Annotated in this window: 22 protein-coding genes; 21 read left to right on the top strand and 1 reads right to left on the bottom strand. The window is 69.0% G+C overall.

Features of this window, described 5'->3' with window-relative positions:
- Positions 1–14: 14 nt before the first annotated feature.
- The 19 genes from smc (at position 15) to VKZ50_18610 (ending at position 17,811) form a co-directional block, all read left to right on the top strand.
- On the top strand, positions 15–3,644 hold the full coding sequence (gene smc, locus VKZ50_18700; GenBank protein ID HLJ61760.1) for a chromosome segregation protein SMC: 3,630 nt from the start codon (positions 15–17) through the stop codon (positions 3,642–3,644).
- The gene (gene ftsY, locus VKZ50_18695; protein ID HLJ61759.1) at positions 3,637–4,587 is read left to right on the top strand and encodes a signal recognition particle-docking protein FtsY; all 951 of its coding nucleotides are present in this window, start codon (positions 3,637–3,639) and stop codon (positions 4,585–4,587) included. The genes smc and ftsY overlap by 8 nt, the downstream gene beginning before the upstream one ends.
- Before the next feature lie 82 nt (positions 4,588–4,669).
- The gene (locus VKZ50_18690; GenBank protein HLJ61758.1) at positions 4,670–5,104 is read left to right on the top strand and encodes a sigma factor-like helix-turn-helix DNA-binding protein; all 435 of its coding nucleotides are present in this window, start codon (positions 4,670–4,672) and stop codon (positions 5,102–5,104) included.
- Positions 5,101–5,709 (top strand): methyltransferase, encoded by a 609-nt coding sequence (locus tag VKZ50_18685; GenBank protein HLJ61757.1) that lies wholly within the window; start codon positions 5,101–5,103, stop codon positions 5,707–5,709. Before VKZ50_18690 ends, VKZ50_18685 begins: the two co-directional genes overlap by 4 nt.
- Positions 5,702–7,030 (top strand): signal recognition particle protein, encoded by a 1,329-nt coding sequence (gene ffh / locus VKZ50_18680; protein ID HLJ61756.1) that lies wholly within the window; start codon positions 5,702–5,704, stop codon positions 7,028–7,030. Before VKZ50_18685 ends, ffh begins: the two co-directional genes overlap by 8 nt.
- A gap of 54 nt (positions 7,031–7,084) precedes the next feature.
- Positions 7,085–7,363: a 30S ribosomal protein S16 gene (gene rpsP, locus VKZ50_18675; GenBank protein ID HLJ61755.1), complete on the top strand. Its 279-nt coding sequence runs from the start codon at positions 7,085–7,087 to the stop codon at positions 7,361–7,363.
- Positions 7,360–7,593, top strand: a complete 234-nt coding sequence (locus tag VKZ50_18670; protein HLJ61754.1) for a KH domain-containing protein — start codon at positions 7,360–7,362, stop codon at positions 7,591–7,593. Before rpsP ends, VKZ50_18670 begins: the two co-directional genes overlap by 4 nt.
- A 64-nt stretch (positions 7,594–7,657) precedes the next feature.
- The gene (locus VKZ50_18665; GenBank protein HLJ61753.1) at positions 7,658–8,116 is read left to right on the top strand and encodes a YlqD family protein; all 459 of its coding nucleotides are present in this window, start codon (positions 7,658–7,660) and stop codon (positions 8,114–8,116) included.
- A gap of 109 nt (positions 8,117–8,225) precedes the next feature.
- The gene (gene rimM / locus VKZ50_18660; GenBank protein HLJ61752.1) at positions 8,226–8,738 is read left to right on the top strand and encodes a ribosome maturation factor RimM; all 513 of its coding nucleotides are present in this window, start codon (positions 8,226–8,228) and stop codon (positions 8,736–8,738) included.
- Positions 8,738–9,478, top strand: a complete 741-nt coding sequence (gene trmD, locus VKZ50_18655; GenBank protein HLJ61751.1) for a tRNA (guanosine(37)-N1)-methyltransferase TrmD — start codon at positions 8,738–8,740, stop codon at positions 9,476–9,478. Before rimM ends, trmD begins: the two co-directional genes overlap by 1 nt.
- Before the next feature lie 76 nt (positions 9,479–9,554).
- Entirely contained in the window at positions 9,555–9,896 is a 342-nt protein-coding gene (gene rplS / locus VKZ50_18650) for a 50S ribosomal protein L19 (protein HLJ61750.1), read from the top strand.
- 10 nt (positions 9,897–9,906) lie between these two features.
- Positions 9,907–10,515 (top strand): signal peptidase I, encoded by a 609-nt coding sequence (gene lepB, locus VKZ50_18645; protein ID HLJ61749.1) that lies wholly within the window; start codon positions 9,907–9,909, stop codon positions 10,513–10,515.
- Between the two features lie 81 nt (positions 10,516–10,596).
- Complete coding sequence (locus tag VKZ50_18640) at positions 10,597–11,433, top strand: ribonuclease HII (protein ID HLJ61748.1); 837 nt, start codon at positions 10,597–10,599, stop codon at positions 11,431–11,433.
- Positions 11,434–11,880: 447 nt separating this feature from the next.
- Positions 11,881–13,551 carry an ABC transporter substrate-binding protein gene (locus tag VKZ50_18635; GenBank protein HLJ61747.1) on the top strand — a complete coding sequence of 557 codons (1,671 nt, stop codon included), beginning with the start codon at positions 11,881–11,883 and terminating at the stop codon, positions 13,549–13,551.
- An 81-nt stretch (positions 13,552–13,632) separates the two neighbouring features.
- A complete protein-coding gene (locus tag VKZ50_18630) occupies positions 13,633–15,288 on the top strand; it encodes an ABC transporter substrate-binding protein (protein ID HLJ61746.1) in 1,656 nt (551 codons plus the stop codon).
- A gap of 39 nt (positions 15,289–15,327) precedes the next feature.
- A complete protein-coding gene (locus VKZ50_18625; GenBank protein ID HLJ61745.1) occupies positions 15,328–16,347 on the top strand; it encodes an ABC transporter permease in 1,020 nt (339 codons plus the stop codon).
- A 3-nt stretch (positions 16,348–16,350) separates the two neighbouring features.
- Positions 16,351–17,232, top strand: coding sequence for an ABC transporter permease (locus VKZ50_18620; protein ID HLJ61744.1), 882 nt, complete (start codon positions 16,351–16,353; stop codon positions 17,230–17,232).
- A 121-nt stretch (positions 17,233–17,353) separates the two neighbouring features.
- Complete coding sequence (locus VKZ50_18615; protein ID HLJ61743.1) at positions 17,354–17,578, top strand: hypothetical protein; 225 nt, start codon at positions 17,354–17,356, stop codon at positions 17,576–17,578.
- Positions 17,579–17,598: 20 nt separating this feature from the next.
- Positions 17,599–17,811, top strand: a complete 213-nt coding sequence (locus tag VKZ50_18610) for a hypothetical protein (GenBank protein ID HLJ61742.1) — start codon at positions 17,599–17,601, stop codon at positions 17,809–17,811.
- Between the two features lie 137 nt (positions 17,812–17,948).
- Here VKZ50_18610 and VKZ50_18605 read toward each other — a convergent pair whose 3' ends face one another.
- Positions 17,949–18,464 carry a DinB family protein gene (locus VKZ50_18605; GenBank protein ID HLJ61741.1) on the bottom strand — a complete coding sequence of 172 codons (516 nt, stop codon included), beginning with the start codon at positions 18,462–18,464 and terminating at the stop codon, positions 17,949–17,951.
- A 218-nt stretch (positions 18,465–18,682) separates the two neighbouring features.
- On the opposite strand from VKZ50_18605, the gene VKZ50_18600 reads away from it, so the two are divergent.
- Positions 18,683–19,885, top strand: a complete 1,203-nt coding sequence (locus VKZ50_18600; protein ID HLJ61740.1) for a Xaa-Pro peptidase family protein — start codon at positions 18,683–18,685, stop codon at positions 19,883–19,885.
- 40 nt (positions 19,886–19,925) lie between these two features.
- A complete protein-coding gene (locus tag VKZ50_18595; GenBank protein HLJ61739.1) occupies positions 19,926–21,512 on the top strand; it encodes an ABC transporter substrate-binding protein in 1,587 nt (528 codons plus the stop codon).
- Positions 21,513–21,525: the final 13 nt, after the last annotated feature.

Here is a 21,525-nt window from a genome sequence, read left to right as displayed (position 1 = left end):
TCGGGAGGCATCACGTGCGTCTCAGGCGACTGGAATTGGCGGGATTCAAAACCTTTGCGGAGCGAACGCCGCTGGAGTTTTCGCCGAGAATCACGGCGATCGTCGGACCGAACGGCAGCGGGAAGAGCAACATCTTCGATGCGATCCGGTGGGCACTGGGCGAAGGGAGCCTGCGATCGCTGCGCGGGGTCCGCAACGAAGACGTGATCTTTGCCGGGAGCGAGCACCGGCGTCAGCTCGGGATGGCCGAGGTGACGCTGACACTGGATAACGCGGACGGAACCCTCACCCTGCCGGCGGCGAGCGACGACGATGCGCCGCCTACGCCGCTGGCCTTCGCCGAGGTCACCGTGACCCGCCGTGCGCTGCGCGGGGCGGACAGCCAGTATCTGATCAACTCGCTGCCGTGCCGGCTGCGCGACATCCAAACGATGTTTCTCGGGACCGGCCTCGGCGGGCATTCGTACGCGCTGATCACCCAGGGCGAGGTCGACCACACGCTCGACGCGACCCCGGAAGAGCGGCGGATGATCCTCGAGGAAGCGGCGGGGGTAGCCAAGTACAAGCGGCGCCGCCGGGACGCCGAACGCCGCATGGCCGCGGCGGATCAGTTGCTCCTCCGCGTTACCGACATCCTCGGCGAACAGGAAGGCCACGTCGCGCAGCTCGCCGCTCAGGCCGACGCGGCCCAGCAGTACCAGGCGTACACTCAGGAGCTCCGTGAGAAGGAGCTCGCGCTGCAGGTCGAGGAGGTGCGCCGTCTCGCCCGCGCCCACCGCCGGGTGCGCGAGCAACTTGAGCAGGTCGCCGCGCGCCGGCGCGAGGTCGACGGGGTGTTGCGCGCGCTCGAGTCGGAGCGGGAGACGCTCGACCACCGCGCCGCAGAAGCCGGGCGTGAGTGGGACGAGGCGCAGCGCGCGCTCGTCCGCCTGACAGAGCGGCGCACCGCGGAGGAGGCCGGTCTGCGGCTGTTCGCGGAACGACGCCGCGGGCTCCAGGTGCAGCGGGACCGGATCGTCCGTGAAGCCGAGCGGTACGACGACGAAGGGACGGCGCTCGAGCGGGAGCGCGCCACGCTCGATGAGGCGGAGCACTCGCTCGCCCTTGAGCGGGACCGGGCGCAGGCCACGGTGACGGCCGCCGAGGCGCACCTCGCGGCCGTGGAGCGCGAAGCCGCCGAGGCCGAGCATCGTCTCGACGCGGGGCGCGACGAAGCGCGGGCCGTGGCCGAGGCGCGCAGCCGGGCGCGCAACGCGCTTGCGGCCGCCGAGGCCCGCGCGGCGGGCCATCGCGACCGGATCGCGTCGCTGATCGAGCGCAGGGCGTACCTGGACGCGCAACGGGCCGCATTGGACGAGCGCCGCCTGGAGCTTTCGGCGTCGCTCGATCGCGCGGCCGCCGACCTCGCGGCGATCCGGGAGCGCCTGGGGGTCCTTCGCGAAGCGCACGTCCGGGAGTCCGCGGCGCGCGAAGAGTTGCGCGCGGGGCTGCATCGGGTCGAGGTCGAGCAGGAGACGGCCCGCTCACACCTCCGGCATCTCGAGGACGCCCACGCCCAGTATCGCGGATACGACGCGGGCGCGCGCGAGCTGCTCCTCGCCCGCCAGCGAGACCCGGACGCGTTCGCGGCGATTCAGGGCGCCGTCGTCGAGGCCCTCGGGGTCCCGCGCGAGGCCCGCGTGGCGATCGAGGTCGCGCTCGGCCCCGCGTTGTCGGCGCTGATCGTGAAGTCCGTGGACGACGTGCGCGCCCTTCGGGAGGCGTGGGGCGCGCCGGACCTCGGCGCCGTTACGTTCGTGCCGGTCCCGCTGGCGCAGCGCCGGACACCGGAACCGCTCGTTCCCGCCGTGGCCGCCGACCCCGGCGTCCGCGGGCGCGCGCTCGACATCGTACGGGTCTCCGGGCCTCACCCCGAGGTGGTGAGCGCGCTGCTCGCGGACGTGCTCGTGGTGGAGGATCTGGACGCGGCGCTGCGGGCGCGCGTGACCGGCTATCCTGGCGCGATCGTGACGGTGGCGGGCGACCTGCTGTCGCGTGAGGGCATGCTCACGACCGGACGCGGCGCCGCAGCGCGCGGGACCGTGGTCGGCCGCGTGGAGGAGATCGAGGAGGCGAGGGCGGCGCTCGCGCGCGTGGAGCGTGCCACGCGGGAGCAGGGAGGGAAGGTCGAGTACGCGGCCACCCGGCTGCGTGAGATCGACGCCGCAATTGCCGACGCCGACGGCGCGATCGTCGGCGCGGCGGAGCGACGGGCCGAGGCCGAGCGGCGCCTCACGCTGCTTGACGCGGAGGCCGCGCGGATCGGCGAAGAAGCCGCCGGCCGGGCGGCGGAACAGGAGGCCGCCCACCGCGAGGCGGTGGCCCAGGAGACGCTCTGCGAGGGGTTACGCACGCAGGCGGAGGCGCTCGACGCGCGCCTCGCCGGGCTCGAGGCCGAAGCGGCGTCGTTGGGTACCCTCCTTCGCGACCAGGCCGCGGCGGCGCGCGAGGCACGCGACCAAATCCTCGAGATCAAGGTGGCGCTCACCGAAATCGCCGGCCGGGGCGCGTCGCTCCGGCTGCGGGCGGACGAGGTGACGCGCGCGGCGGCGCAGGCCGCGACACGCCGCGCCGCGTTAGACGAGGAAGCCGCGCAGCTCGACGCGGACGCGGCGCGCCTCGACGCCGACGAGGCGGTCGCGCGGGCCCGGTGCGAGGTGCTCGCGCACGAGGCGTCCGACCTCGAGCAGGCGATGCAGCAGCTCGATGCCGAGCGGACCGTCGTTGCGACGCGGCGCACCGCGCTCGACGGCGAACATCGGGAAGCGGCGGTCCGGGTCGACGCGCTCGCGGAGGACGCGCACCGCGTGGAGCTGCGCCAAGCCCAGGTGGATGCGGAGATGGGCAGCGCGCGGCGCCGCATCGAGGAGGAATTTGGACAGCCGTTCGAGCGCGCCGCCGAGGGCGTGGCGGAGGCGCTGGGCCGCGACGAGACGCTCGGCCGGATCGAGGCGCTCCGCGGGTTGATCGCCGCCCTTGGCCCCGTCAACCTGATCGCGATCGAGGAACACCGCCAGGCGGCCGCGCGCGCGGAAGCGCTGCGCGCGCAGCTCGGGGACGTCCAAGGCGCGCTGCTGGCGCTCCGAGCGACGATCGCCGATCTGGAGACAGTGATCCGGGAGCGGTTCGACGAGACGTTTCGGGCGGTGAACGCGGAGTTTTCGGCGCTGTTCGTGCGGTTGTTCGGGGGCGGCCGGGCCGGTCTCGAGTTGGTGGAGGTCGAGGGGAGCGACGAGCCCGGTGTGGATATCGCGGTGCAGCCGCCCGGCAAGGCGCTCCGCAGCCTGAGCGCGCTCTCCGGCGGCGAGCGGGTGATGGTCGCGCTGGCGCTGATCTTCGCGATGCTGCGCGTCCGTCCGAGCCCGTTCTGCGTGTTCGACGAAGTGGAGGCCGCCCTCGACGAGACCAACACCCGCAAGATCGCGCAGGTGCTCTGCGAGATCTCCGAGCGGTCGCAGATCATCATCATCACGCACAACAAGGCGACGATGGAGGTCTGCGACGTGATGTTCGGCGTGACGATGGAGGAGCCGGGGATTTCCCACATGGTATCGATGCGGCTCCAAGACCGCGAGCAGATCGAGGCGGGACAGCCGGTTGGCTAGCGCCGGCGGGTGGTTCGGCCGGTTTCGAGAAGGACTCGCCCGCACGCGCCAGGCGCTCTCCACGCGTCTCGACGACCTGCTCGGCCGCGAGCTCGATCCCGCGTTCTACGAGGAACTCGAGGAGACGCTGCTTCAGGCGGATCTCGGGGTCAGCACAACCGACGCCGTGATCGCGCGGCTCAAGGAGCAGGCGCGGGCCGGGGCGCGGACGCCGGACGCCGCGCGACAGGCGCTCCGGGAGATCCTCGCCGCTTCCCTCGGCGCCGGTGTTCCGCTCCTGCTCGAACCACCGCCGGCCGTCGTCTTGGTGCTCGGCGTGAACGGCGCCGGGAAGACGACCACGATCGGCAAGCTGGCGCACCGCCTGCGCGGGGACGGTCGCAAGGTGCTCCTCGCGGCCGCGGACACGTTTCGCGCCGCGGCGGCCGATCAACTCGAGGTGTGGGCGGCGCGCGCGAGCGTGGATCTGATCCGCCACCGCGAGGGCGCCGACCCCGCAGCGGTCGTGTACGATGCGGCCCAGGCCACGCGCGCCCGGCACGTGGACGTGCTCATCGTGGACACTGCGGGGCGCTTGCACACCAAGACCAACCTGGTTGAGGAGCTGAAGAAGATGGATCGCGTGGTGCGGCGGGAGCTTCCCGGTGCGCCAATTGAAGCGCTCCTCGTGCTCGACGCGACGACCGGGCAGAACGGCATCGCACAGGCGCGCCAGTTCAAGGCGGCGCTGCCCGTCACCGGGGTCGTGCTCACGAAGCTGGACGGGACCGCCCGGGGCGGGATCGTCGTGGCGATCACACAGGAGCTCGGCCTGCCCGTGAAGCTGGTCGGGCTCGGCGAGGGGATCGAGGACCTGCAGCCGTTCGATCCCAGTGCGTTCATCGAGGGCTTGCTCGCGTCCGGCGCGGAAGCCTCGTCCGGCACGCCGCGCGACGACGCCTGACCGCCGGCTCGTCCCCGCGCGTGCCTGGGCGCGGCACGGGGTGTGCGCGGATTCTCCCGGATCTTCCATCCGCCCCTGCGGTATGATATACTCGCTGTCAAGTATTATGACTTTACAGAGATCACCTTCTTCACCCAACGGACGTACGCGCACCCTCGCAGAGCGCACCGTCGTCATCGGATTGTTCGATGCGTACGCCGATCTGCTGACGGAACGGCAGCGCGTACTCGTGCGCATGTACTACCACGACGACCTCTCGCTCGGGGAGATCGCCGAGCGCCGCCGGATCACGAGGCAGGCCGTGTTCGACGCGCTGCGAAGGGCCGTCGCCGAGATGCAGCGTCTCGAAGGCCACCTCGGCGTGGCGGCCGGCCGTGAGCGGGCGGCGCGGGCGCGCGCGGAGGCGGACGCGCATCTCGCGGCGCTGGAGCACGGGCTCGCGCGCCTCGGCGCGCACAACGGCGCAGACGTTGCGTCGTTGCGCCGGGTGCTCGGGGCGCTCCGGGACAGCCTGTGAGCGGCTCGGCTCCGCAATACTTCACGCCGCTGCCGGCGACCGAACTGCGATCGCGGCTCATCCGGTGGCTCGACGGAGACCACGAGTTCGGGTTCCGCACCGCCGCCGGGGTGTTCTCGCGGAGCAGCGTGGACCGGGGCACACGCCTCCTCTTGGAGGCCGCGGACGTCCGCGGCGCGAGCGCCATCCTCGATCTCGGATGCGGGTACGGCGTCGTGGGGATCGTGCTGGCGCATCGTGCTCCCGACGCCCGGGTCACCCTTGTGGACGTGAACCCGCGTGCGGTCGCGCTCGCGGTCGAGAATATCCGGCTGAACGACGTGCCGAACGCGGAGGCGCTCTGCGGCGACGGATACGCGCCGGTCGCAGGACGGACGTTCGACGTCATCGCGATGAATCCGCCGATCCGCGCCGGGCGGGCGGTTGTGCTGCGGCTCCTCCGGGAAGCGCGCGACTGCCTGGCGCCGTCGGGGCGGTTGTACCTGGTGGCACGGACGAGTCAGGGCGCGCAGACGCTGGGGCGATTGATGGGGGAGATGTTCACGCGGGTCGCCGAGATCGAGCGGGGCGGCGGCTTCCGGGTCTACGAGGCAACTCATGTTTGAGCAGCTGCAAACCAAGCTCGGCGATATCCTGACTCGGCTGCGGGGACGGGGCACCCTCTCGGCGGACGACGTCGAGGCGGCGCTCCGGGAGATCCGGCTCGCGTTGCTGGAGGCGGACGTGAACGTCGGGGTGGCGCGCACGTTCATCTCGCGGGTGCGCGAGGCCGCGGTCGGGCAGGAAGTGTGGACGAGCCTGAGCCCAGGCCAGCAGGTCGTGCAGATCGTGTATGCGGAGCTGACGCGCCTGTTGGGGTCTGCGAATCACTCGATCTCGCCCGCGCCGCAGCCCCCGACCGTGATCCTGCTGGTGGGCCTGCACGGCACCGGGAAGACGACGACCGCCGGAAAGCTCGCGGCCTATCTGAAGAAGCGCGGGCGCACGCCGGTGCTCGCGGCGGCGGATCTGTCGCGCCCGGCCGCCGTCCGCCAGCTGGAGATCGTGGGCCAGCAGGCGGGGGCGACGGTTGTGGTCCCGGACGGCGGCGAGGATGCGGTTGCCCTCGCTCGTCGGGCGTTGACCCGGTGTCGCGAGCTCGCCGCCGACACGCTGATCGTGGACAGCGCCGGCCGGCTGCACATCGACGACGACCTTGTGGCCGAGTTGGTGCGCGTGCGGGAGACGGTGTCGCCGCACTACACGCTGCTCGTCCTGGACGCCATGGCCGGGCAGGACGCCGTGCGGATGGCGGAGGGGTTCCACGCCGCTGTGCCGCTGGACGGGCTGATCCTGACCAAGCTGGACGGCGACGCCCGAGGCGGCGCCGCGTTGTCCGTCGTCGCGACCCTGGAACGGCCGATCTTCTTCATCGGGACCGGCGAGCGAATGGATGCGCTCGAGGCGTTTCACCCCGACCGGGTGGCCTCGCGGATCCTGGGCATGGGCGACGTGCTCACGCTGATCGAGCGTGCACAGGAGCAGGTCACCGTCGACCAGGCCAAGGAGCTCGAGCGAAAGCTCCGGCGCGCCGAGTTCACGCTTGAGGACTTCACCCAGCAGATCCGCCAGGTCCGCGCGATGGGGCCGCTGGACCAGGTGCTCTCCATGATTCCGGGCATGGGCGCGAAGCTCCGGGGGGCGCAGATGGACGAGGGTGAGCTCAAGCGGATCGAGGCGATGATCGGCTCGATGACCCCGGGGGAGCGACGCCACCCTGAGACGATCGATGGCAGCCGGCGGCGGCGCATCGCCCGAGGAAGCGGAACCTCGGTGCAGGAGGTGAACCGCCTGTTGCGTCAGTTCGGCGAAGCCCGCAAGATGCTGAAGCAGATCGAGGGCATGGGGCGACGTAAGGGCAAGCTGCCGCTCCCCTTTCAGTCCTAGAGACGCACGACCGGAGCCGGCCCGATGCCGGCGAGATCGCAAGGAGGGAAGAGAATGAGCGTCAAGATCCGACTGATGCGCCGGGGCGCCAAGGGGCAGCCGTTCTACCGGCTGGTCGTCGCCGATTCTCGGAGCCCCCGAAGCGGGCGCTACATCGAAACCGTGGGGTTCTACAACCCGAGAACGGAACCGTCGACGATGACGGTCAACGCGGAGAAGGTGATCGCGTGGCTCCGGAAGGGGGCGCGGCCGTCCGACGCCGCGCGCGTGGTGCTCGAGAAGACCGGGGTGCTCCGGCAGTGGGAGGAGTCCCGGGCGAAGGCGGCGCGGTGAAGGCGCTCGTCGAACTCGTGGCACGATCCCTCGTGGAGCGCCCGGAGGCGGTCGCCGTGCGCGTTGTGGACGGTCCGCAGGAGACCGTGATCGAGGTGCAGGTCGCGGCGGAGGATGTCGGTAAGGTGATCGGCCGTGGCGGCCGCGTGATCAAGGCGATCCGGACGCTCGCGCGCGCCGCGGCGACGCGCAGCGGCAAGCGGGTCAACGTTGAAGTGCTCCGCCCATAGGTCTCGCAGGCGCGCGGGACCGGTTCGGTCCAGTTGGCGGGAGCACGACAGAGGAGGAGTTGAGATGGCGTCGATTACGGTGCAGCGGCCGGTCGTCATTAAGGCGATCGTCACCGAGAGTTTCAAGCGTCTGTACGTCGCGGACCTCGAGGATGCGATCAAGCGGGTGGACGCGATCGTCCAGCAGATCGATGTGCAGTTCCGCCGGTTCGAGTTGGAACGCCAGGTGAACCCGCAGTCGAGGGCGATCCGGCAGCAACTCGAGTTGGAGCGGGCCCGCCAGGACGCGACCCGCATGGAGTTGCAGGCGAGACTGCGCGAGGCCCAGGAGTTGGAGCTGAACTCCGAGTTCACGCAGGGCACCATCGAGGGGACCGTGGAGGTCGCCGTCGGGGACAATCTGTTCGACAAGATCTCCCGCACCGAGATCATCGTCAAGGACGGCATCGTCTTGGAGATTCGAGAGGCGGCTCCGTCCATGGTACCTCAGTCCGGCGGGATCATCACGCCCGCGACGCGGTAGCCGCGTGACTTTGCCGCGCCCTCGGTCGGCGTCGCGCGAGGTGGAGCGGGGCTCTCGGCCACCCCGAGATGGCCGCGGGCCGCGCCCGTTCCCGCGTCGACCGATCGAGGTGTCCGATCCCCGGGATCTCGTGATCGTTGGGGAAGTAACTCGCCCGCATGGGCTGCGGGGAGCGGTGCGGGTCGTACCGGTGACGGACTTCCCCGACCATCTGGTCGCGCTCGCGGAGGTCGTGGTCGTGGACGACCACGGTGCCCGGACCGCGTCGGTCGAGTCGGCGCAGGCCGCGGGGCGATTCGTCGTCATGAAGCTCGCCGGGGTCGACACGCCGGAGGCGGCCGAGGCGCTGCGTGGCGCGACGCTCCGGATCGCCGCCTCCGAGGTCCGGCCGCTCCCCGCGGGGCAGTACTACGTGTTTCAGATCGTGGGGCTCCGGGTCAAGACCCCGGAGGGACAGCCGGTCGGCGAAGTCACGGACGTGTTGCGCACGGGCAGCAACGACGTATATGTGGTGCGCTCGGCCGGCGGTCGCGACACGCTGGTGCCGGCCGTCGAGGGCGTCATCGAGACCATCGACGTGGCGGCAGGGGAGATCGTCGCGCGCCTCCCCGAGTGGCTGTGATGCGGATCGACGTCGTTACCATCTTTCCCGAGATCTTTCCGGGGCCGCTCGGTGTGGGCATCCTCGGCCGGGCCCGTGAGCGCGGCCTGCTCGATCTGGTGGTGTGGGACCTTCGGGCGTTCACCGATGACCGGCATCGCACCGTGGACGACGCGCCGTACGGCGGGGGCGTGGGCATGGTCATGAAAGTGGAGCCGATCGTCCGGGCCGTCGACGCCATTCGCGCCGTCCACCCGGGCGGACAGCCGACCGTGCTCCTGACCAGCCCCCAGGGTAAGGTGCTAACTCAGGCGCGGGTGCGCGCGTATGCTGCCATCCCGCATCTCGTGCTGGTGTGCGGTCGATACGAAGGCGTGGACGAGCGCGTCGCGGCGCTGCTGGGGGCCGAAGAGATCAGCATCGGCGACTATGTGTTGACGGGCGGCGAGCTCGCGGCGATGGTGATTGTCGAGGCGGTGGGGCGGCTGCTGCCCGGCGCCGTCAAGGACGAGGCCTCGGTCGCCGGAGACTCGTTCTCGACGGGCCTCCTCGATTTCCCCCAGTACACCCGGCCCGTGGAGTACCATGGCCTGCCGGTGCCCGAGGTGCTGCTGAGCGGACATCATGAACAGATCCGGCGGTGGCGGAAGCGCGAGGCGCTCGAACGCACGCTTCGCCGTCGGCCAGACCTGATCGACGCCGCCGCGCTCGACGAGGAGGCGCGGGTCCTGCTCGCGGAGCTGCGGCAGCGTCCGACGTAGACGTCGCATCCGGCTTGTGACCGTGACGAAACGCATGCTATAATGCGCTGTCACGAGTGCAGAAGGGGGACATGGAATGGAGAAGCTCATGGCCATCGAGCGGCAGCAGCTCAAGCCCGGCCTGCCGTCCTTTGGCGCCGGCGACACCGTTCGAGTCCATATGAAAGTCGCCGAGGGTGGGCGCGAGCGCCTGCAGGCGTTCGAGGGCGTCGTGATCGCGCGTCGCGGTGGGGGGATCCGGGAGGCGTTTACGGTCCGCCGCGTCTCCCACGGCGTCGGCGTCGAGCGCACGTTCCCGTTGCACTCGCCCCGCGTCGAGAAGATCGAGATCCTCCGGAAGGGGCGCGTGCGCCGCGCGAAGCTGTACTATCTTCGGGAGAAGATCGGCAAGGAGAGCCGTATTAAGGAAAAGCGGTAGCGTCGGGGCCGTGGGCACCCTCAGCATCCCCACCGTCATCCTCGGGATCTCCGCGCTGCTCGTGGCGTCCCGTATCATCATCAAGCGGGCGGCCCAAATTCCGCAGGCCGCGCGCAGTTCGATCATCGAGACGCTCGACGCGTGCATCTTCGCCGCGGTTCTCAGTCTCGTCATCATCACGTTTGTGGTGCAGGCGTTCTACATCCCGTCCGGCTCGATGGAGCCGACGCTGATGGTGGACGATCGCATCCTCGTCGCGAAGTTTCTCTACCGGTTCGAGCCGGTCCAGCGGGGCGACGTGATCGTGTTTCGCTACCCGCTGAACCCGTCCCGCGACTTCGTGAAGCGCGTGATCGGACTCCCGGGCCAGCACGTGCAACTGAAGGAAGGCGTCGTTTACGTCGACGGGGCCCGCGTCTCGGAGAAAGGCTACACGATCCGCCCGGACTTCGGCAACTACGGACCAATTACGGTGCCGCCGAATGAGTACTTTGTGCTCGGCGACAACCGGAACAACAGCGAGGACAGCCGGTTCTTCGGCTATGTGCCTCGTGCGAACATCATTGGTCGGGCGGTCTTCATCTACTGGCCGCCCCAGCGGATTGGCTTCGTGCGTTAACCTGGGCCCGGGACGTGGCGGGGCGGGTGTGACCCGTGCCGCGGCGTCCGTCGTCCGGGCTGCGGTCTTGCCGGGTGTCCGATGGACCCCGCGCGACTGACCGTTCCCCAAATCGCCGCCTATCTGGCGTCGGCTCGCCGAGTGCCCGAAGAGGTGTTCAGGCGTCTCGCGGGTGACCCCCGCGCTTCGGTGGCCGCCTTGGTCGGCCGGTATCAGGCGATCCGGGCCGCCGAGCGGCGGGAGCGCGCGAGGCTGCGTGCCCTGTACCGAGAAGACCGACGGCGCACACCGTTGGGGCGGCTCGTGGCCGGCGTCGACGAGGCAGGCCGGGGTCCGCTCGCCGGCCCGGTGTTCGCCGGCGCGGTCATCTTGGGCTCGGCGGTCGTGCTGACCGGCCTCGACGACAGCAAACGGCTCACCCCCGAGGCGCGCGAGGTACTCGACGCCGAGATCCGCGCCTGCGCGCTCGCCGTGGGGATCGGTGAAGCTTCGGTCGAGGAGATCGACCGCTGGAATATTCTCGGCGCAACGCGCCTCGCGATGCGTCGAGCGGTCGCGGCGCTGACGCCGCCCCCCGATTACCTGTTGATCGACGGTCGGGATCGATTGCCCGCGCAGGTGGCTCAGGCCACGGTGATCGACGGGGACGCGACCTGCGCCTCGATCGCGGCGGCCTCGATCGTGGCGAAAGTCGCGCGCGATCGGACGATGCGGGCGCTCGACGAGGTGTTCCCCGGATACGGGTTTGCCCGGCACAAGGGATACGCGACGGCGGAACACCTCGCGGCCCTCGCCCGCCACGGGCCGTGTCTTGCGCACCGCCGTGCGTTTCTCCCCGAGGACCAACTCTCGTTGTTCGAGTGCGAGCCGTCTCAATCGGCGCACCTAGGGAGCGCGGGAGGCGGGGGGGCGCGGTGAACGGGGCATGATCGCCACGGGTGGGACGGGCGCGTGGTGTGGCAGGTCGACTGGACGTGCGGCGGGTGTACGACCACCGCGTTGGCGTGCATGATGAGTACGCGAATCGTGGCGCCAAGGCGAAGTCCACGGCTCGGCTGAAGTCGAACCAAGCGATCAAGAGGCTGGCCGTTGTTTGCAACGAAGCCCGGGAGCATCGAGGGGCGCACGTCCTTCTCAACGTCTTCACCGCGGGCAGCAGGGATGATCGGAATCCCGTCCCGGCCGATGTGTGTACGAAAACAGGAGAGATCGTATGATGGGACGAAGCAAAGCCGTTACGCAGGCCGTGGCCGAGACCGAGACGGTCCGGGCTGCGGAGGGACGGGGCGCGGGATAGCGGCGGTACGCGATTCCCGCCCGCCGGAGCGTTCTCGGCGCAGATTGGCGCCTGGAGGGGGATGAGGAATGGGCCAAGGAAAGCGGCGGCTCGGGACGAGCAGTAGCACGCGGCGGGTTAGCCGGCGGACATTTCTTCGGACGGCGGGGGCCGGGGTGGGGTTAGCCGCAGCGGGCCTGCTGAAACCCTCGCCATGGACCCCGCGGGCCGAGGCGGCGAGCGCCGACATGGGATCGCTGCTGTTTGCGATCGATTTTGCGGGAATCAAGACCCTCGATCCCGGCCGTACCATCGAAGTCACCGGCATGATGGTCGAGAAGGTCACCTATGACACCCTGTTAACGTTCGCCGGTGAAGACCTGCGCACGCCGCGGCCGCATCTGGCGACCGGCTGGACCGTGAGCTCGGACGCGAAGACGTTCACGTTCACGCTGCGGCAGGGCGTGAAGTTTGCGAGCGGCAACCCCCTGACCTCGGCCGACGTGAAGTGGACCTACGACCGGATTCTCAACCTCAAGGCGAACACGTCCTTCTTGTTCGACGGCGTGAGCAGCGTCGAAGCGCCCGACCCGAAGACCGTCGTCCTCCGCACGAAGGACCCGTTGTTGCCGTTGATCCCGATCCTTTCCCACCCCGGCCTGGGGATTCTCGACAGCAAACTCGTCATCCAGAACGGTGGGGATGCTGGGCCGAACGCCAACAACGCGGACCACGCGGAACCGTATCTGCTGGCGCACTCCGCCGGAAGCGGTCCGTTTATGACGCAAAACTACACGGCCGGCCAGGAGCTCGTGCTCGTGCGCAACCCCAACTTCTGGGGGAGTCGTCCGAAGTTGGAGCGCATCGTCATCCGAAATGTGCCGGACCCGGTCACCCAGGCGCTCCAAGTCGTGCGGGGGGACCTCGATGTCGCGGCCAACATCGGACCCGATCAAATTCCATCGCTCCGCCGCGCGCCGAACGTCGTGGTCCAGACGAGCCCGTCGGCGACCACGTTCTACGTCCTGATGAACAACACCCCCGAGGTCGGCGGCGCGTTCGCGAACCCCAAGGTCCAGCAGGCGGTCCGATATGCGCTCGACTACGACGGCATCTTGAAGATCGCCGGGCCGGGAGCCGTGCGGCTCGCCGGGGTCATTCCGACCCTGTTGCCAGGCTCGCTCCCGAGTAGCGCGGCGACGAAGACCGACCCTGAGAAGGCCAAGAGCCTCCTGAAGGAGTCCGGGCTGAGTACGGTCAGCGGGACGTTCTCGTACTCGAGCGACGCGATCCAGTTCGGCATCCCGACCGCGCTGTTGGCCCAGAAGATTCAGTCTGATCTCGCAGCCGTCGGGATCCAGCTCAAGCTCGACGGCCTGCCCACCGTGACATCGCTCGCGCTCTACCGCGGCGGAAAGGACCAGTTCGGCGTCTGGGGCTGGGCGGCCGACTATCCGGACGCCACCGACTTTCTCGTCTACGCGCCCGGGCGCGTGGTCGGGAAGCGTGCCGGCTGGCTGCCGTCGGCGTCGGCCGACGCGCAGAAGCTCGCGACGATGGCCGATGCGGCGGAGGCGGAGGTCGACCCAAAGAAGCGTGTCGCGTTGCTCCAGCAGTGGGAGCGGATGCTCGCCCAGGTCGGCCCGTACGCGCCGCTGTTCCAACCTGCGATCCCGTACGCATTCCGGTCCAACGTGCGGGGGGTGACGTACAACAGCGTGTGGGCTATGGACCTGTACACGATTAGCAAGACCGCGTAGACGACGCCACACCCGCCCCAGGGAGCACGGCGCCGACGCCGGTGTTCCCTGGGGCGTCAGTCTCGAAAAGGGGGGCCGCGCATGACACGAACGGGAGCACTGGTGGGGTCCACCGCAACAGGCCGACTGAGCCGCCGGACGCTGCTCAAGGGAACGGGCGGGGCGGCCGGGCTCGCGGTCGCGGGACGATTGGGACGGGACCGGACGGCCGCCGCGGCGACCGCGCCGACTCCGAACACGCTCATCATGGCGCCGAACTTCGTCATCCGGAGCCTGGACCCGGGGCACACGCTGGAACCGGACGGCGAGATGGTCACGCACGCGTGCTATGACGCGCTCGTGACGTTCGACGGGGCGGACCTGTCCACACCGAAGCCGCACGTTGCCACCTCGTGGAAGGTCTCCGGAGGCGGCCGGCTCTACACGTTCACGCTGCGCCAGGGGATTCGATTCGCGAGCGGCAATCCGCTGACATCAGCCGACGTGAAATGGTCGTTCGACCGGGTGATCAATCTTCAGTCGAACCCGGCGTTCTTCCTCGCCAACGTCGACGAGGTCCAAGCGCCGGATCCGCAGACGATCGTGCTGCGTCTGAAAGCCCCTCAACCGTCGATTCTGCCGATTCTGTCGAACGGGGCGCTCGGCATCATGGACAGCAAGCTCGTGACGTCGCAGGGCGGGGACGCGAGCGTCGACGCCAAGACCAAGGACCACGCCGAGGCGTGGCTCCAGTCGCATTCCGCCGGCAGCGGCGCGTTCATGATTCAAAGCTACACACCCACCCAGGAGCTCGTGCTCGCGCGGAATCCCAATCACTGGCGAGCGCCGGCGAAGATGGATCGCATCGTGCTTCGCAGCGTGCCGGAGTCCTCCACGCAGGCGCTGCAACTCGAACGCGGGGATCTTGATCTCGCAATGAGCCTCGGACAGGAAAACCTCGCGACGTTGCGCCGCCTGTCGTCCGTGACCATCCAGTCGAGCGTCGTCGCGACATCGTTTGTGATGATGGTGAACATGGATCCGTCGCTGTCCGGGCAGCTCGCGAACCCCAAGGTGTTGCAGGCGATCCGGTACGCGCTCGATTACGACGGCATTCTCCAAATCGCGGGACCGGGCGCCCAGCGCATGGCTGGGGTGATCCCGAACGATCTGCCGGGAGCGCTCGACCCGCGTGAGGCGGTCAAGACCGACAAGAATAAGGCGAAGGCCCTGCTCAAGGACGCCGGTCTGTCCGCGGCGAAGGGCCGGCTGATGTTCGCGAGTGACGCGACCTCCTACGGGATCCAGTACTCGCTGCTCGCGCAGAAGATCCAATCCGACCTTGCGTCCGTGGGCATCACGATCGACTTGGACGGCCTGCCGGGGACGATCGAACTCGGGCAGTACCGCGCAGGGAAGGCGCCGGCGCTGTTCGGCGGGTACGCAGCCGACTATCCCGACGCGACGGATTTCCTCGTGTACCTGCCCGGCCAACTCGTCGGCAAACGGATGAACTGGCCGGCGAGCGCGAGCCCGGCCGCCCAGGAACTCGCCCAGTGGGGCGACCAGGCGACCCAGGAAGCCGATCCCAAGGCGCGGGTCGCGCTCCTCCAGAAGGCCCAACGGCGCCTCCTGGAGATCGGGCCCTACGCACCGCTGTTCACGCCCGCGCTCCCGTTCGGCTTCCGATCGGACGTGCGGGGCGTGACGTACAACAGCGTGTGGGAGGTCGACTTCTACACGATCCGCCGCGGGTAGGCCGGGCCGACCGGACGCGGTGTCCAGCGGGAGCGCGACGTGAATCTTCAGGCCTACGTGGGTCGGAGAGTGCTCGTGCTGCCGCTGATGATTCTTGGAATCACGCTCCTCACGTTCGTGTTGTCGCACGCGGTTCCGTCCGACCCCATCGCGGCGAATCTCGGTGATCAGGCGGCCGCCGACCCGGCGGTCGTCGCCGCGTTCAAGCACCGCTGGGGGCTCGACCGGCCGCTGCCGGAGCAGTATCTCATCTACCTCGGCAGGCTCGTGCGCGGCGACATGGGCGTGTCGATCTCCACGCACCAGCCGGTGGTGCAAGATCTGTCGCAGCATCTGCCCGCGACGATCGAACTCGCGACCGCCGCGATGGTGATCAGCCTTGTGTTTGGGATTCCACTCGGGATCGTGTCGGCGATCCGGCGGGACTCCGTGATCGACCAGATCGGACGCGGCGGATCGCTTATCGGCGTGTCGATGCCCGTGTTCTGGTTGGGGTTGGTGGCGCTGTTCCTGTTTTACGCCCGCCTGGGTTGGGCGCCCTCCGCCGGACAGCTGAGCCCCCGCCTCGCGCTGCCGCCGTTTACGACCGGGTTCGTCGTGATCGACGCGCTGCTCGCCGGACAGACGGACGTGGCGGTGGATGCGCTTTCGCATCTGACGCTGCCCGCGCTTGTGCTGGCGTCGTCGGCTGTGGGCATCATCACCCGCATGATGCGCGGCAGCATGCTCGAGGTGCTTGGCGAGGACTATGTGCGCACCGCGCGCGCGAAGGGGCTCGCTCCGCGACGGATCACGATACGGCACGCGGCGCGGAACGCGCTCTTGCCGGTGATCACGGTGATCGGTCTCAGCTTCGGGGGCCTGCTCTCGGGGGCGGTGGTGACGGAGACGGTGTTCGCGTGGCCCGGGCTGGGTTCGTACGCGTTCCAGAGTGCGACCTCGCTTGACTTCCCCGCGATCATGGGCGTCGGGATCGTCGTCGCGACGGTCTACATCCTCGTCAACCTGCTGGTCGACATCGCGTATGCGATCGTCGACCCGCGCATCCGGATGGGCTGAGCGATGGCGGCCGACACGGCCCTGCGCGGCGCGGCGCGGCGACGCGGCGTGTTGTCCGGTGCTGTGCCGAAAGCGTTTGTGCGCTCGCCGCTCGCGATCGCGTCGATCGTTGTGGTCGCGGGGTGGCTCGCCGTGGCCGCGGCGTCCCCGGTGATCGCTCCGTATGGACCGCTGGCGCAGGACATCGCGGGGCGGCTCGCTCCGCCGGGCCCGGCCCACTGGTTCGGCACCGACCCGCTCGGCCGGGACATCCTGAGTCGGGTGCTGTACGGCGCGCGTCTGTCCATTCCGGTCGGCATCGCGGCCGTCGGGCTCGCCGTCGTGCTCGGCACGCTGATCGGCAGCGTCGCGGGCGTCGTGGGGGGCACGGTGGACGAGGCGATCATGCGTCTGACCGACCTGATGCTCGCGTTTCCCACGGTGATCCTCGCGATGATCATTTCGGCCGCGCTGGGGGCGGGGATCCGGAATGCGATCATCGCGATCATGGTCGCGTGGTGGCCGACGTATGCGCGGTTTGCCCGCGGCCTCGTGCTCGGAGCGCGCGATCGGGAGTACGTGGAGGCGGCCCGCGCCGTGGGAGCGTCGCCTCTTCGGGTGTTCGTCCGGCATGTCCTCCTGAACATCCTGTCGCCGATCGTCATCCTCAGCACGCTCGATGTGGGGCGGGCGATCCTGACGTTCGCGTCGCTGAGTTTCCTCGGGCTCGGTCCACCGCCCCAGATTCCGGAATGGGGTTCGGAGATCGCCGCCGGCCGCGACTACCTTGACCAGTGGTGGATCGCCACGTTTCCGGGGCTGGCCATCCTGACGCTCGTGGTCGCGCTGAACGTGGTGGGGGACAGCCTACGGGACGCGCTGGATCCGCGTCTGCGAAAAGCGTGACGGCAAAGAAGGAGTTTGGGCCGGGGGGCAGAACAACCAACGCGCGGTAATCGCAGCATCGTCGCAGCCGGACATCGCACGCGCCTTTCATCACAGCATTCGACGCAGAAGCGGAGGCCGTATGAACCGCGAGCAGATCGTTACCACGCTCCTATCCCGTGGCGCGCTTTCCCTGATCCAGACGATCGAAGACGTCGAAGCCGGGCGCGTACGCCGCGTGCGGCTCGACCGGATCCCCGGAGACCCCGCGTTCACCCGAGAGGTCGTCGAGCTATTCTACAGCCTCGGGGCGGACATTGACCTCGCGCTGCCGGCGTCGCGATCGCACCTGCGCCGCGTCGGGTAGTCGGGTTCCTGGCGGCGGCGATGCGCGACGAGCTGATCAGGCGCGAGACTCCACAAGGGACGGTCCGGGTGGTGGTTGCCTACGCCCGCGTCCGCGGCGGCGGTTGGCTGTGGATCGCCAGACGATCGCCCTCCGGCCCGGTCATCGGGCAGGGACGGGGCTCGACGTATGAGATCGTTCGTGCCGCAGTGGAGGAGTGGCTAGAGCAAGAAGCCCAGCAACTTACCCGATAGCTTGCGCGGCATCAGGGCGGGGCGGTCCGCGTCAGCACCGCGGGCACGTTCCCCCGTCACCGGCGTGCCCCGTTCGCGGGATGCGTGCGAGCGACCCCGCGGCCAGAATGCTTCGGGGGCTGGCGTTTCTCGTCGGTTCATTCGAGGCGTTCGAACATGACCACGCTGTAGTCGAGGTCTTGCGCCGCGACCCCGAGTTGCCGCAGCATGGCCATGACCTGCGCGCGGTGATGCACCTCGTGAAAGAACAGCTGCCCGGCGATGCCCCCGGCCGTCGCCCGCATGCGTCTCGGAGGGGTGAACATCCGGTTCGTGAACTCGATCGGCCGCGTCCCGTCCCCGAGATCAGCCAACGCCTGCCGAGTCTGCGGGTTGAGCCGCGACCACGCGGCGACGAACGGTTCAAGCTCAGGCAGCTTGTCCCCGCTGAACGGGTTGTCCGCGGGCGAAAACTCCTTGCCGCCCAGCCGCTGGGTGTAGCTGTACTGCGCGGCGGCGGTGTGGACGAGCGTCGCGCGGATCGAGCCCATGCCAAACGGAAACGCGCGTGTGTATGTTTCCGCGGGCTGGCTCCGCACCCAGCCCAGCAGCCGTTCCCGCGCCTTGCACAGGTAGTCGAAGTAGTGCGCCAGATCCACGGTGGATGTGCTCATGGTCGACCCGTTTCGCTGCGAGGGTGCGCTTCCCTGCCGGCTGCGGCACCACCGCCGGGCCCCCACGATCGCGCGGCGGGACGGCCCCGGACGAAGGACACGATCGCCGGGACGCGGAACTCCTCGGCGTTGCGCATGCCTCGCGGGTGCCCGCGGGGCCGTCCGCGTCCGTCGCGGTGCGCCCGCGGCCGCCGCGCCGACTCTCCGGAGGTGAATCGATGGGATACCTGAGCCGCCGCGTGTATCAGGACCGGCTGACCCGCATTCGCAAGGAGCTCCTCGACGCGGATCTGGCCGCCCTCGTCGTGCTGACTCCCGAGAACTTCCTGTACGTGTCCGGATACTTCCTCGACGTCCAGCCGTGGGAACGCCCGGTGGCGGCGATCATCCCGCGCGACGCGGACCCGTTCCTGGTTATGCACGAGCTATCGACGAACCATGTCCGGTACGCGACCGAGCACAAATCGATGTGGATTCCCGAGGTGCACTTCTACGCCGAGCACTACCGGATGCAGCACCGCACGTACCTGACGCCGCAGTGGCCCCAGATGGTGGCCGATCTCCTGCGGCGCAAGGGGATCCGCCGGGGCCGGCTCGGGGTGGACAGCACCGCCGGCCCAATCGGCCAGGTGCCGTCGCTCCTGCCCGGCGTTGAACTCGTCGCGGCCGGGCGTCTTCTGCGAGAGATGCGCGAGGTCAAGGACGAGGAGGAGCTCACGCTCATCCGTCAGGGCGCCGAGTTGAGCGACTGGGGACAGCAGCGGTATCGCGAGCACCTCGCGCCGGGCCGGCCGCTCGCGGAAGTGGACACGCTCGTCGCGCACGAGATCTGCACCGAAGCGATTCGGCGCTGGCCCGACTACAAGGTGGAGATCCGGGTCGCGGGGCTCACCGGCCCCAACTCCGCGTGCCCGCACGGGATCAGCGGGAACTACGGGCAGGTGATCGAACGCGGACACGGCATCGTGAACGTGATCATCCCGCGCCTCAACGGGTACGTCTGCGAGAACGAACGGACGTTTTTCGTCGGCACCCCGAGCAAGGAGCAGGCCGCGGCGTTTCAAGCGGCGTACGAGGCGCAGGACGCGTCTGCCGCCGCGTTTGTGGCCGGCGCGACGATGGCCGATGCCGACGCGGCGGCCCAGCGGGTGTTTGAGCAGCATGGCTACGGCGATCGGATCGTCCACCGGACGGGACACGGTATCGGCCTCGCGGGGCACGAGTTCCCCGACGACATCGCGTTCAACTTCCGGCCGCTCGTCGAGAACGAAGTGTTTAGTTGCGAGCCCGGGATCTATCTGTACGGCGTCGGGGGGTTCCGGCACGACGACACGGTGATCGTGAAGCAGGGCCGGCCCGAGGTCACGACCAAGTTCCCGCGAGACCTGGAGTCCCAGACCGTCGCCGCCGTACGACGGTGAACCGTCTCGGCGGCATCGTATGGGAGGGGGTGACCGCTCCATGACGGCCGAGCGCGCTGCACGCCCACCGAGGTGCCAGTGGGGTCGCCACGTCACGCGCCGAACGTTTCTCAGGATCGCCGCCGGGGCCGGGATGGCCGTGGGTGGGCTCGGTCCTGGGCCGGCCTCCACGGCCGCCGACGCCCAGGCGCACAACCAGATCACGATCGGCATCGGCAGCGAGCCGCTGACCCTGATGGGGGCAACGATCGTCGATTGGACGACCAACGCGCAGCTCGAAAACATTTACGATCTGCTGTTTACGCGGGACCCGAAGACGGAGAAGATCATCCCGTGGCTGGCGACCGGGTACAGGATCCTCGACGACAAGACCTGGGAGCTCACGCTCCGCAAAGACGTGCGGTTCCACAACCGCGAGCCGTTTACCGCTAAAGCCGTCAAGTTTACGTTCGACTACCTCCTCGATCCGAAGAACAAGACCCACTACCTGCCCCGATTCAAGTCGGTGTCGGGCGTCGAGATCGTGAACGACTACACGGTGCGGGTGCACACCTCGGAGCCGTTCCCCGCATTCCTCGACAACGTCTCGCTGCCGGGCCCGTTCATGCTGGCGCCCGAGTACGTGCAGAAGGTCGGTATCGACTACGCCGCGGCGCACCCGATCGGCACCGGTCCCTATACGTTTAAGGAGTGGGCGCGCGGACAGTCGCTGACGCTGGCGAAGACCCCCTCCTATTGGGCCGGCGCCCCGGCAATCGACGCCGTCGTGTTCTCGGTGATCCCGGAGTTCAGCGCGCGCCTCGCCGCATTGCTTTCTGGCCAGATCGATATCATGAAGGACGTGCCGCCGCAGGCGGTGGACACGGTCAATCGGAGTGGCCGGGCGACGGTTCGCACCACGGTCAGCTCGCGGATCGACTACCTGGCGTTCGAGACGCTGCACCCCGGCCCGACGCAGAACGCCAAGGTGCGGCAGGCGATCAACTACGCCATCAACGTGGACGAGCTGCGCACGTCGGTGCTCGGCGGCATGGCCACACGTATTTGCGGCTACGTCGGCCGGTATGATTCGGCCTACGACCCGGCGATCAAATGTTACGATTACGACACCAAGAAGGCGGAACAACTGCTCCGGGAGGCCGGGTACGATCCGGCGAAGCTCACCCTGACGCTGGATACCCCGAGCGGGCGGTATCCGCTCGACAAAGAAGTCTCCGAGGCGATCGCCGCGCAGCTCAACAAGCTCGGGATCACCGTGCACGTCCAGGTCAACGAGTGGCGGGATCACCTCGACAAGGTCATCAACCGCAAGGCCGGCGACATGTTCTTTCTGGGATGGGGCCCGGATCTCCAGCCGATCGGCACCGTGGATCAGCTCTTCGTCGGCACGCAAACGTACAGCGGATTCGACGATCCGCAGACCGACGCCATGATCAACAAGTCCGTACAGATCGTGGACCCCGCTGCACGGAACGCCGCGTTTCGGAAGATCCAGGAGGCGCTGCATCCGATGGCGCCGTGGGTCCCGCTGTGGAACCAGCATGACCTCTACGGTGTGGCGAACTGGATCGCCTGGGCGCCGCGTCCCGACGAGAAGGTTTGGATGTGGGAAGCGAAGGCGAAGTAGGGAACGCCGCCGG

This window comes from bacterium (genome assembly GCA_035295165.1).
Classification (GTDB): domain Bacteria; phylum Sysuimicrobiota; class Sysuimicrobiia; order Sysuimicrobiales; family Segetimicrobiaceae; genus JAJPIA01.
Note: the sequence above shows the minus strand (reverse complement) of the source record. Positions and strands in the feature narration are given on the sequence as shown.